This is a genomic window from Staphylococcus sp. HMSC13A10 (genome assembly GCF_001808005.1).
Lineage (GTDB): Bacteria > Bacillota > Bacilli > Staphylococcales > Staphylococcaceae > Staphylococcus > Staphylococcus pasteuri.
The window spans coordinates 98,852-111,712 of the sequence record NZ_KV791851.1 but is presented as its reverse complement, the minus strand read 5'-3'; the positions used below and the strand labels follow the sequence as shown (position 1 = coordinate 111,712).

11 protein-coding genes are annotated in these 12,861 nt (G+C 29.1%); 3 read left to right on the top strand and 8 right to left on the bottom strand.

Annotated features, from left to right (window positions below; genetic code table 11):
- Window positions 1-654: 654 nt before the first annotated feature.
- From perR to bcp, 3 genes are all read right to left on the bottom strand, one after another.
- Window positions 655-1,104, bottom strand: a complete 450-nt coding sequence (perR, locus tag HMPREF3125_RS04410) for a peroxide-responsive transcriptional repressor PerR (protein ID WP_017636959.1) — start codon at window positions 1,102-1,104, stop codon at window positions 655-657.
- Window positions 1,105-1,197: 93 nt separating this feature from the next.
- The gene (locus HMPREF3125_RS04405; protein ID WP_029055996.1) at window positions 1,198-2,148 is read right to left on the bottom strand and encodes a phosphoglycerate dehydrogenase; all 951 of its coding nucleotides are present in this window, start codon (window positions 2,146-2,148) and stop codon (window positions 1,198-1,200) included.
- 6 nt (window positions 2,149-2,154) lie between these two features.
- Window positions 2,155-2,610: a thioredoxin-dependent thiol peroxidase gene (gene bcp / locus HMPREF3125_RS04400; protein ID WP_070452179.1), complete on the bottom strand. Its 456-nt coding sequence runs from the start codon at window positions 2,608-2,610 to the stop codon at window positions 2,155-2,157.
- Window positions 2,611-2,689: 79 nt separating this feature from the next.
- Here bcp and HMPREF3125_RS04395 point away from each other — a divergent pair, with 79 nt between their 5' ends.
- Together HMPREF3125_RS04395 and HMPREF3125_RS04390 are read left to right on the top strand one after the other, a co-directional pair.
- The gene (locus tag HMPREF3125_RS04395; protein ID WP_070452176.1) at window positions 2,690-3,979 is read left to right on the top strand and encodes a glutamate-1-semialdehyde 2,1-aminomutase; all 1,290 of its coding nucleotides are present in this window, start codon (window positions 2,690-2,692) and stop codon (window positions 3,977-3,979) included.
- Between the two features lie 265 nt (window positions 3,980-4,244).
- Window positions 4,245-5,339, top strand: a complete 1,095-nt coding sequence (locus HMPREF3125_RS04390) for an FUSC family protein (RefSeq protein WP_029055999.1) — start codon at window positions 4,245-4,247, stop codon at window positions 5,337-5,339.
- Between the two features lie 108 nt (window positions 5,340-5,447).
- On the opposite strand, the gene HMPREF3125_RS04385 is transcribed toward HMPREF3125_RS04390, so the two are convergent.
- The 3 genes from HMPREF3125_RS04385 to mutY all read right to left on the bottom strand — a co-directional run bounded on the left by HMPREF3125_RS04385 (window position 5,448) and on the right by mutY (window position 9,226).
- Window positions 5,448-7,184 (bottom strand): ABC transporter ATP-binding protein, encoded by a 1,737-nt coding sequence (locus HMPREF3125_RS04385; protein ID WP_070452173.1) that lies wholly within the window; start codon window positions 7,182-7,184, stop codon window positions 5,448-5,450.
- A 300-nt stretch (window positions 7,185-7,484) separates the two neighbouring features.
- Entirely contained in the window at window positions 7,485-8,027 is a 543-nt protein-coding gene (locus tag HMPREF3125_RS04380; RefSeq protein ID WP_002452360.1) for a nucleoside tri-diphosphate phosphatase, read from the bottom strand.
- Between the two features lie 155 nt (window positions 8,028-8,182).
- Complete coding sequence (mutY, locus tag HMPREF3125_RS04375; RefSeq protein ID WP_070452170.1) at window positions 8,183-9,226, bottom strand: A/G-specific adenine glycosylase; 1,044 nt, start codon at window positions 9,224-9,226, stop codon at window positions 8,183-8,185.
- A 164-nt stretch (window positions 9,227-9,390) separates the two neighbouring features.
- On the opposite strand from mutY, the gene HMPREF3125_RS04370 reads away from it, so the two are divergent.
- A complete protein-coding gene (locus HMPREF3125_RS04370) occupies window positions 9,391-10,368 on the top strand; it encodes a metal-dependent hydrolase (RefSeq protein WP_017637515.1) in 978 nt (325 codons plus the stop codon).
- Between the two features lie 112 nt (window positions 10,369-10,480).
- Here the strand turns inward: HMPREF3125_RS04370 and HMPREF3125_RS04365 are convergent, their stop codons facing one another.
- Together HMPREF3125_RS04365 and HMPREF3125_RS04360 are read right to left on the bottom strand one after the other, a co-directional pair.
- Window positions 10,481-11,344, bottom strand: a complete 864-nt coding sequence (locus HMPREF3125_RS04365) for a hypothetical protein (protein ID WP_070452168.1) — start codon at window positions 11,342-11,344, stop codon at window positions 10,481-10,483.
- Between the two features lie 8 nt (window positions 11,345-11,352).
- On the bottom strand, window positions 11,353-12,861 hold the full coding sequence (locus tag HMPREF3125_RS04360) for an ATP-binding cassette domain-containing protein (protein ID WP_070452165.1): 1,509 nt from the start codon (window positions 12,859-12,861) through the stop codon (window positions 11,353-11,355).

Genomic DNA, 12,861 nt, shown 5'->3' with positions numbered 1-12,861 from the left:
ACATATTGTCATTCAGTTTTCAATGTTCGTTTTTTTCACTTACAATATCTTATTATATCGTGTCCGTTTTGTTAAGTCAAGAATAAATTTAATTTCTTTTTTTAAAATTAAATTGTTGTTTAATAACTCAACAAGAACTATAATATAATGTTTAAGTTGAAAGTTCAATAGTCAAAATTACACTTTGTTAATATTTCATTTAAAAAGTTAATAAAACCTTTCAAATAACTTAACATCATTTTGACGACTTTTATATAGTATCAATTAATTTGTTTATCGTCAACGAATTTCATACACTATTTTGGTTTAAATTTACCACTATAGTAACTATTAATTGTTTGAGTGCACAATAATCTCATATATTCTCTATTTTAATATACAGTATATTAATCTAACTAATCTTTTGTAATTCTCCCTACATTCTAGTTTGTTTATTTAACATTAACGATTTCTCTTTTATTTTAATCTGTCTTTCCTAATAAGCGTCTAAAATATAAATCTAATTGTCACATCATAATTTCGTAATTAATCAGTGCTCATGTTATACAGATTGTTGAAGTAAATAAAAACCATGTCTATTCTTATTTAGAATAAACATGGTTTTATTTAAAACTATTATTTGTGTAAGAATATAATGTATAAGTAAACAACTTATTATTCTTTTTCCTTACAATCTTTACAGATCCCATAAATTTCCATACGATGATGTGTTACGTCGAACTCTGTTACGTGCTGTGCTAGTTGTTCTACCTCATCTAATTGAGGATAATGAAAATCAACAATCTTTCCACACTTTTCACAAATAATGTGGTAGTGATTATGAGTATTGAAATCAAAGCGACTTGATGAATCACCATATGTGAGTTCTTTAACTAAGCCAATGTCTTTAAATACTCTTAAATTGTTGTAGATAGTCGCAACACTTATATTAGGAAAATCTGGTGAAAGTGCTTGATATATTTCGTCGGCACTTGGATGTGTTTTTGAAGAAATCATAAATTTAATAATTGCTTGTCTTTGAGGAGTAATACGGATTCCCGCTTTTCTCAATGATGTAATTGATTCTTCAAGCTCATGTTCTATAGATTCTAATTCCGCACTCATTTTTTCACCATCTTTCTAGTTAATAATTATTATTACTTAATATTAATATAACTGTTGCGAATTAAAATTGTCAATATAACTGCAGTATTTTAATTAATATCCCTTATTTAAATCAACTATATTCTCAATTAAATCTTTGTTATTGAGAAAATGTTTCAAGTTATTCACAAATATATCCGTTACTTCTTTATTTATATTATTATCATTACCAGTAATGTGTGCTGTTATTGTTACATTATCTAATTCATATAATGGATTGTTTTCATCTAATGGTTCATTTTCAAATACATCTAAATAAGCATGTCTAATTAAGTTTTCTTTCAATACTTTTAGAATTGTAGTTTCTTTAACTATAGTACCTCGTCCAACATTAATAAAAAGTGCATCGTTACTCATTTGTTTAAAGTGATCATATTGTAATAAATGAATTGTTTCATTTGTTTCAGGTAAAGCATTGATAATAATATCAACTTCTCCAATAACTTCATTCAATTTTTCTATTTTATATACTTCATCGAACCACTCTTTATCTTTTCCGGAGTTACTCAAACCAATTACCTGCATATCAAATGCTTTGGCTAACTTTGCAGCACGACTTGCAATCGCACCAGTACCTAAAAATAATACTTTGTCCCCACTTAATCGTCTTCCTACCATTTTAGAATCATACACTTTATTTTGTTGGTTAATAAATGATGTTCTCATTTTTTTATAATCATCTAATATGAACGCTAAGATAAATTCAGAAAGTTGTTTTGCTTGTACTCCCCTACTATTAGTTAGTTTAATATTATGATTTTTCAAATAATCTAATGGTAATGAATTAACACCTGTCGCATACCATGCGATCCATTTAAGATTTGGGCAATCTTTTAAAAATGATTCATCTAATTCACCATCATAACCTATTAATATATCTAAAGATTGTCTGTCTTCAAATGGTATATTTTTAGCTTTTTTAATAAACTTAAAATCTACTTGTGGGAATTTCTCTACTAACTCATCTTCTAATTCGCCTAATCTAAACAGACTTACAACCTTCATAGATTATCACTCCAATATATTTTTTAACTCATCAATCTGTGTTTTAACCTTAACTTTCTCGATAATATCTTTTATAATTCCTTTTTCATCTATAACAAATGTTGTACGAACTATTCCCATACTTTCTTTCCCAAATGATTTTTTCAGTTGATAAACCCCAGTCTCTTTAGAAAGTAAGAAATCTTCATCTACTAATAAATCAAAGTTTAACTGATGTTTTTCTATGAAATTTTGATGTTTTTTCTTAGAATCTCCACTAACACCATAAATATTCACGTTTAAATCATTAAAAAGTTCGATATTATCTCTAAAATCACACGCTTCTGTTGTACAAGTAGGTGTATTATCTCTTGGATAAAAGTAAAGTATTGTCGTTTGTCCTTTAATTGTTTCGTTCGATACTAATTCTCCATTCTGATTTTCTAGAGAAAACTCTGGGAACTTATCACCTTTTTTTAACATTTAATCACCTATTTCTTCATTATGTTAATTTTATGATACGATAATAGTCGACAATATTAAATTAAAAGAGGTTGATAAAATGAAATTTACTGAAAGCGAAAGACTTCAGGAATTATCTAATGAATATATATTAGGTGGCGTTAATTCACCTTCTCGTTCTTATAAAGCAGTTGGCGGTGGAGCTCCTGTAGTAATGAAAGAAGGTAAAGGCGCTTATTTATATGATGTAGATGGTAATAAGTTTATTGATTATTTACAAGCTTATGGACCAATTATTACTGGTCATGCTCATCCACATATAACTAAAGCTATCCAAGATCAAGCTGCTAAAGGTGTGCTATATGGTACACCAACTGAATTAGAAATCGATTTTAGTAAAAAGTTACGTGAAGCTATTCCTTCATTAGAAAAGATCAGATTTGTTAATTCTGGTACAGAAGCTGTTATGACAACGATTAGAGTTGCTCGTGCTTATACAAAACGTAATAAAATCATTAAATTCGCTGGTTCTTATCATGGCCATTCTGATCTAGTATTAGTTGCTGCTGGTAGTGGTCCTTCACAATTAGGTTCCCCCGATTCAGCTGGTGTTCCTGAAAGCGTTGCTAGAGAAGTAATCACAGTACCATTTAATGATATTGAATCTTATAAAGAAGCTATTGATCATTGGGGAGATGAAATTGCAGCCGTTTTAGTTGAACCTATTGTTGGTAACTTCGGTATGGTTATGCCGGAACCAGGATTTTTAGAAGAAGTGAACCGTATTACACATGATAACGGCAGTTTAGTAATTTATGATGAAGTCATTACAGCATTTAGATTCCATTATGGTGCAGCACAAGACTTACTTGGTGTGATTCCAGATTTAACTGCATTTGGTAAAATCATTGGTGGCGGACTACCAATTGGTGGATACGGTGGAAGACAAGATATTATGGAACATGTTGCTCCACTTGGACCTGCATACCAAGCTGGTACAATGGCAGGTAACCCACTCTCAATGAAAGCTGGTATTGCATTACTTGAAGTATTAGAACAAGATGGTGTTTATGAAAGATTAGATCAATTAGGTAAACGTTTAGAAGATGGGCTACTAAAATTAATAGACAAACATAATATTACTGCAACTATCAATCGAATTTATGGTTCATTAACGTTATACTTTACTGATGAAAAAATTACTCACTATGAACAAGTCGAAAACTCAGATGGCGAAGCATTTGCTAAATTCTTTAAATTAATGCTTAACCAAGGTATTAATTTAGCACCTTCAAAATTTGAAGCATGGTTCTTAACTACGGAACATACAGAAGAAGATATTGATAAAACACTAGAAGCAGCTGACTATGCATTTAGTCAAATGAAATAAGTGCTATATCATTAACCATATTTGCTCCCTCATTGTAATCATTTTAAATGGACTTTGAGGGAGCTTTTATCATTTTATAAAAATATCTTTAGTTAAACTGATTGTGTGTTCATTTAAAATAATTTGACTAGCGATTTGTTATATAATGTTATATTTCAAAAGCTACACTATTGTATTCACTTGAAATTTATGATTAGTCAGTGTATAACAATAATGAATACGAATTTAAAATTTTATTCAATAAAAATAAAAGGAGCGCTTCTTTTTGAGACTAGGAGCTCGGATTTTTAAAACAGGTATAGCAATCATACTAGCTATGTCTATCGCTTCTTTACTTCCTAATAATATTGGTCTAAAAGCATTAGCCGGTGTCAGTGCAGTTGTCGCAATGCAACCTAGTGTTTATAAGTCTATTAAAACTGTTTCTGATCAAGCTATCGGTAATATTATTGGCGCATTATTAGCTGTTACCATGGTTACAATCTTTAGTAATAATTTTATAATTATGGGTGTTACAGTTATCGTATTAATCGCAATTTTATTCCGATTTAATCTTGCACATGTTGCTACATTAGCAAGTGTCACAGCATTAATCATTATGGGCCAAGTCTCTGGTTCATTTTATGTCGCTGCATTTTACAGATTTGTTTTAGTTATGATTGGAGTACTAAGTTCTTCAGTAGTAAATTTATTATTCTTACCTCCAAAATTCGAAACTAAAATTTATTATAATTCTGTAAATATTACCTCCGATATCTTCGTTTGGTTTAAATTGGTATTAAATGACACTTCTGAATTTAATAATATTAAACAAGATGGCGATCAACTGAATTCTAGAATCGATAAACTCGAAAAGATTTACGACTTCTATCATGAAGAAAGACCTTTATTAAAAAAGAATATATTTGAACAATATAGAAAGAAAATTCTATTTAAAGAAGTAGTAAGAACGACTAGATTAGCTTATGAAGTATTAAACAAAATGTCACGTTACCCAAATGATTTACATCAACTAAATAATCAATTGTTATTACAAATTAAATTGGAATTAGACTCATTAATTGCTTTCCACGAGCAAATTTTAAAAAGTTTATCTAAAAAGGCTAAATTTAAAGTCACACAATTGCAATATGAAGTTGATAACCCACTTAAAAAAGAACTTATGACTGCTTTTCAAAATGAATTAATTCAAAATCCATATCAAACTAATTATTCTTATGCTAATATTATGCAAATTATCGCAGCAATAGAAGAATATAGATATCATTTGGAACATTTAGATAGACTTCGTATTAGTTTCTTTACTTACCATCGCAATGATACTGATATTGATATTGCTGATGAAGATTTTGACTTATAGCTTTTAAACTTATTTAATTATCAATCTAAGCTATTTATAAATTAATTAGAACTATATAGCAAAAGAGCTTAAGGCAATTCAACATTTGCCTTAAGCTCTTTTTTATTATTATAAATTTTGTATGCTATATAAATGCTCATAAGCACCTTTTTTATCAATTAATTGTTGGTGTGTACCCATTTCAACAATTTCACCATTTTCTATAACTACAATTTTGTCTGCATGAGTAATTGTTGAAAGTCTATGTGCTACGATTAACGTCGTACGATCTTTACTTAAAACATCTAGTGCTTCTTGAATAATTGCTTCACTTTCTAAATCTAATGCACTAGTAGCTTCATCTAAGATTAAAATTGGTGGATCATTTAAGAATATACGTGCAATAGATAGTCTTTGTTTTTGACCACCTGATAATTTCACGCCACGTTCACCAACTTCTGTGTCGTATCCATCTTGAAGATTCATTATAAATTCATGAGCATTAGCCATTTTAGCTGCTTCAATAACTTCTTCGTCTGAAGCATCAGGTCGGCCTAGTAGAATGTTCTCCTTAACCGTATCGGAAAATAAGATATTATCTTGTTGAACTAAACCAATTTGATTTCTTAGGCTACCTGTTAAGAAATCTTTAACATTGTGGTTATCAACAAGAATTTCTCCTTCTGTAACATCATAAAACCGAGGTATTAAATTAATAAGTGTTGACTTACCTCCACCACTCATTCCTACGAAGGCAACGGTCTCACCTTTATGAATAGTCAAATTAATATCTTTTAAAATGTCTTGTTCATTTTCATTATATTTGAACCCAACATGTTTTAATTCAATTTGACCATTTTTAATTTCGATTGGTTGAGCGCCAATACCATTTTTTATGTCATAATCTTCATCTATTAATTGGAAGACACGATCCATTGACGCAAAGCTTTGAGTTAATGTTGTAAAAGAAGATACTAATCGTCTTAAAGGACCGAATAATTGTTCTAAATAACCAACGAATGCAGCTAATGTCCCTACTGTAATAGAACCACTTATTGCTAAGTAAGCACCGACACCAATGACAATAATTGGGCCTATATCTGTCACAGTATTAATTGCAGCAAAAGAATATGCATTCCATCTCGTATGTTGAAATGCTTTTTGTAAAAAGTTTTTATTACGGTGATCGAAATTACCCGCTTCATTATCTTCAATTGCAAAGCTTTTAATAACAGACATTCCTTGTACACGTTCATGTAAAAATCCTTGAACTTCTGCTAAAGCTTGAGATCTTACTCTTGTTAATTTTCTTAAACGTCCAAAGAAGAAATAAACCGTTAAGATATAGAATGGGAAAATAAATAATGCAGCAAAAGTCAGTTTAACATCAAGGAAGAACATAATTGTTAATGCTATTATTATTGTTATGCAATCAAGCCAAATATTCATTAATCCTGTTAAAATAAAATCTTTTGTTTGTTCCACATCATTAATCACTCGTGAAATAACTTGCCCTACTTGGTTATTAGCATAGAAACGTGCACTCAATGCTTGTAAGTGATTATAAAGTTGCTTTCTTATATCATATAATATTTTATTACTTGTCCATTGAGCTAGATATTGTCTTATAAATTCAATTGGCGGTCTAACAATTAAAAAGATAAATAGGGCAATACCTATAACTATGGCTAGGTGTGAGTATTTTTCGCTATCACTAAGTGAATGATTATTGATAACACCATCTATTGCATATTTAATAAGCAATGGAATTAACATTGGTATACCAAATTTAATAATACCAACTATAATAGTAGCAATAATACGATATTTATATGGTTTAACAAACTTTAAATATCGTTTAATCATTATTTTAATCCCCCCATATAATATTTTTTAAATTGATCTTTTTAAATTTGAACAGAGGTTGGATATGATGAATCGCCTTGGAATATCATTTCAATTAATCATTAGTATACATAAGCTAATAATTAATTAAATTATTCCGCAACAATTGACTAACATATCTCAACCTCTGATTGATACGATTAACAAATATAATTTTAGTTAATAGAGATTGTTTTATCTAAACTATCAATGTTTATTTAATTAAATCAATGCAACATTGAATAATATAAACCATCTCATATCGTTTTACATCTAATTTGCTTAATAATCCCTAATTTTTTTATATCGCTCTTTCCAAACTTTGATAAAATCAGGAGCGAAAGGCCCTTTTTTCTGTTCTATCCACTGTTGTAAAATATCTACACTTCTTCTTAAAATAACATCTATATCGTGAGGATAATTCATTTGATTCATATGTTGCTCATACTCATCTTCATCTAATAAATGGTATTTCCCATTAGGATAAACTTTAATATCCAAATCATAGTCGATGTATTTTAAGGCTTCTTCATCACAAACAAATGGTGAAGATAAATTACAATAATAATAAACACCATCTTCACGAAACATACAAATCACATTAAACCAATATTCAGAATGAAAATAGACAATAGCTGGTTCTCTTGTAATCCAAGTGCGACCATCACTTTCTGTTACTAACGTGTGATCATTCCCACCAATAATCACATGATCTGTACCTTTTAAAATGGTTGTTTCAGACCAAACGCGATGAATATTTCCATCATGTTTATAACTTTGAATTTTGATGTCTTGTCCTTCTTTAGGTATGGATTCTTTTACCATACTCCACACCACCTTTATACTTTTTAACCATTTAGATTATATCATATTTTCAAACTACTTCTGTACTTTCACGTCATTAAATTTAAGTAATAGTTAGATTTTATTGGATTATAAATAAGTAAAATGATTTATTATTATTTTTGTTTTAAAGAAACCTATCCTTCAATAAATTGATATATTTTATCCATTGATACTGGAAATGAATAATCATCTCGATTAGATAAATCAAACCAAACCATATTATCAGGTAAATCCTTTTCATTTATATCTATAGTTTCAGGCACACTATAGACTTTAATATTCCAAGTTAAGTGTGTAAATTGATGTTTTAATTTAAATATATGTTCTGGTAAAGGTTCTATGTCATGTTTTAGTTTATGAGATATTTCTGAAATAGCATTAGAGGCTTCAAACATTGGAAATTCCCACATACCATTCAATAACCTTTCCTGTCTTTTTTCTAATAAATATTGTCCTTTATGATTTCGAATTAAAAAGACACTTTGTTCAATGGTTTTCTTTTTAATATTTTTGGTTTTAACTGGTAAATCTAATACTGTTCCTTTATCAAAGGCTTCACAATTTTCTTGAACTGGACAAAACATACAAAGTGGGTTTTTAGGTGTACAGATAAGCGCACCTAATTCCATCATTGATTGGTTAAACGTTCCAGCTTCATCATGAACATAAGGTAATAACTGTTGTTCAAATGTTTTACGTGTAGATTGGAGCTTTATATCACTACTATCGTTATTTAATCTTGACCAAACTCTAAAAACATTACCATCAACTGTAGGAAGTGGATGGTCAAATGCAATACTCATTACTGCTGCTTGAGTATATGGTCCGACACCTTTTAAAGATTTAAAATTTTCAGGATCAGATGGGACTATTCCATTATAATCACATTGTACTTCTTTGACTGCATGATGAAAGTTTCTTGCTCGGCTATAATAACCAAGTCCTTCCCAATATTTGAGTACCTCATCCTCATTTGCTTCACTCAAATCGGCTATTGTAGGAAAACGATGAGTGAATCTATCATAATAATCTATAACTGTTTTGACTTGTGTTTGTTGTAACATAACTTCACTTAACCATATATAATAAGGATTAGTAGTCTCTCTCCAAGGCATTGAACGTTGATTGTTATTAAACCAATGTACAATATTATCTTTGAAATTTTCTTCTAAATACATATATTTCCCTTCCTGAACAATGATTTAATGTTTCAATTTGATTTTAATGGATATTTTACTTACATGATAAATAAGAATAACACATTATTAATGTGAGTTGATTTTGTTATTCTAACTTTTAGATTATAATATATTATAAATTAAGATGAAAAGAGTGAACATAAATGGACACAGCCACGCACATTGTTATTGGAGTTGGACTTACTGCACTTGCAACTCAAGATCCAGCGATGTCAGGCACATTCGCGGCAAGTGCCACAACACTGATTGCAGGTTCCCTTATACCTGATGGGGATACGGTTTTAAAATTAAAAGATAATTCAACTTATATTTCCCATCATAGAGGCATTACGCACTCTATTCCATTCACTATATTATGGCCAATATTAATTACATTTTTAATATTTGTTATATTCAACCACACATCCCCATTACATATATGGATGTGGGCACAATTAGCAGTTTTTTTACATGTGTTTGTTGATATTTTCAACTCATATGGAACACAAGCTTTAAGACCAATTACTAATAAATGGATACAACTCGGCGTTATTAACACGTTTGATCCAATTATATTCATTATATTATGTATAGGCGTGGTGTTATGGGTATTAGGGGTACATCCTTATTTGGCATTCTTTCCAATAATCGGTATTTTAATCATTTATTATATAATCCGATTTAAAATGCAATCTTTCTTAAAGAAACAAGCATTAAAGCAAATTAAACAAGAGCATAACCCTGTAAAAGTATTTGTAATTCCTACAATGAAATTTATGGAATGGCGTATTGCTATTCAAACAGACGAACATGATTATGTTGGTAGATCACATGGTCGAAATATTGTTTTTAGTGATAAAGTTAAACGTCAACATTTATCTATCGACTCATTATTATGGAAAGTTAAAAGTAATAAAGATATAAGAACATTTTTAAACTTTTCTTCTATATATCGTTGGCAAACAACGCCATTAGATGATGGTTCTACAGAAATTCGATTAATGGATTTAAGATATTTAAATAATGATCATTATGCATTTGTTGCTATTGCCCATCTAACATCTCAAAATGAAATAGATCATTCTTATATTGGTTGGGTATTTAGTGAAGACAAATTACAACGTAAATTATTCGCAAAATAATAATAGCCAAGGTTCAAGGACATGTAATAATGTAATCCTTAAAAGTAAACTGCTTAAGTTAACTTGATGGATATGCAAAATACATGAGTCCTATACCTTGGCTTTTTATATTTTAATTATTATTTTTATCAATTTCACTATTGTCACTATCTTTTATATGATTAGCATTACTTGAAAAATGATTAGATTGAATAGTTGATTGTGTATTTTTATTTTTATTTCTATATTTAGCATGAGATACAAAACGAGATAACGCAAAATTAATTAAACATAACATCAAGATGAAACATAGTATATATAAATGATAAGGTATATTAGCTAGACTTATTCTGCCAAACAACACTGATTGTGCTAAACCATTAGTTACATAATAAAATGGATTTAACATCAATACATGTCCAATCATTGTCAAATGTGTTTTAGGAACATAAATAATTGGTACTAAAATAAATTCTATAACACAAAATATATAAAAATATATATCCGCTTTATGATTTAAGATTTTTACTAAACCAAATAACACTGATAGTAAACAATTTAACACTATTGTTACTAACATAAAATATATTGTAGCTAGTAATGAACTTTCAAAATTAATTGGTTTCCATATTGCAATAATTGTCATAAGTACAAATAGTAAAATACCTCCAACAATTGTAGTAACTACTATGGGTGTTACTGGGGATATTTTAAACGATTTAGTAATCATATAATCTTTAGCGTATATTTTATAACATAAAAATAAGCTGAGGACGATGTACCCAAATCCTAACAAAGTTAAAAGTCTATATAACCATACACCTTGTATCATTTCTGTTGCGTTTGTCACCTTGAAAAATATTTCTATCGCAAATATTAAGACTAATCCAACTATAAAACTTACCGTAAACCATTTCCATAAGTTTTTAACATGTTTCAAAGAATAATTTAAAACGTGTGGTAAATTTTTAAAATAAATAATTATACTATCGATCATACTTACACCTACAATTCAATATATATCCACTTATTATCTTTCATATCGGCAATAAAGTATCCATCACCAGATTTACAAATCCAAACATCTTTATTAATGTTGAATTTATCTTTCAATTCACTTTTATTAACAATAGGCATCACAAAACCGTTTAACTGATTATCATCATTAAAAATCATCTTAATCGGTTGAGAAGTCACGTCAGCAACAAAACGATTATCTTCTTCAGGGACTAGTGATTTTTTTACTGTATCGTGGTCTTTGTGTAAATGACTATTGAAGTATTCTACATACTTACTATAGTTGGATTTAATATATGGAGATAAAGTTTTGAAACTATGCTTTTCATACAAACCAGCTGGATTAAAATATTCTAGTTTACTTTTAGCTACGGTATAACTTTTTCCACTTTCATTTAATCGATAATTTTTACTATTTTCTCCATCAATAGTAACGACACTATATTTAGGTAAGGTTAGATTATTTGAACCTGAAATTTTAACGCTTCCTTTTAATGCTATTCCATAAGCTAATTTATTTTCATATGTATCTTTAGTTTGTGTTTGAAGTGGAGTTTGATTCCCCGCTGAGATATTTATTATTCCTAAATTATTAAATAAAAGAATACCCATAAGTGCTAATCCAATTAGAAAACTGGTCATTAAAGTCCAAAATCTTACCAAAAATATTGGTGGTTTGGCATGATTATATCGTTCAATTCTTTTAAAATTATAAGTCATCTCAGGCATTCTTGTTCGACTTTTTTTCCAATCAAGATCAAATGATGAAAGTTCTTCTTTTGATTCAATACTTTTTCGGTCTCTTTCATGATCTTTAAATACAGGAATTACTTGTTTAAGAGACCCTTCCATACGAATCTGTCCGTGTGAGACCCAAGTAATATAGTTACTCACTTGTTCTATTTTATCAACGTCATCATCAATAAAAACAATCGTTTGGTTATGATTGATATAATCATTTGATAGCTCTATCGCTCGATTTGTAAAAGATTCATCTAAATATTGAAGAACATGATTCAAAATAATGATATTTGATTTAGATGATCTGGCTATACTTAGTAGTAACTGAGCAAATTCTTGTTTGGTTAATTGTGAAACGAGTTGTTTTTCATCTAAATGGGCATATTGAATGACTTGATCGTATTTATAATCAGAGACTTTATATGGAAATAGTTCAACAATGTGCTTAACGTAATCTTTCACAGTTTGGTTTACAATTTTTCGGTCTTCAATATCTCCATAATATACATGATCACTTTGAACTAATTTTCCTTTATCAGGGTGAATAGATCCTGATAATAATCTACCTATTAATTTTTTAGAAGAACCTGGTTCACCGATAATACCTAAGGCCTCACCTTGATAAATATGTAGTGAGACATTATTTAAATCAATATCTTCAGCGGCGTATCCAAAAGGTAAGTACCATTTTTTAGTTTTTTTATTTCTATAATAATGAGTAACTTTAAGTAACTTTAAAACGATTGAACTTCCCAT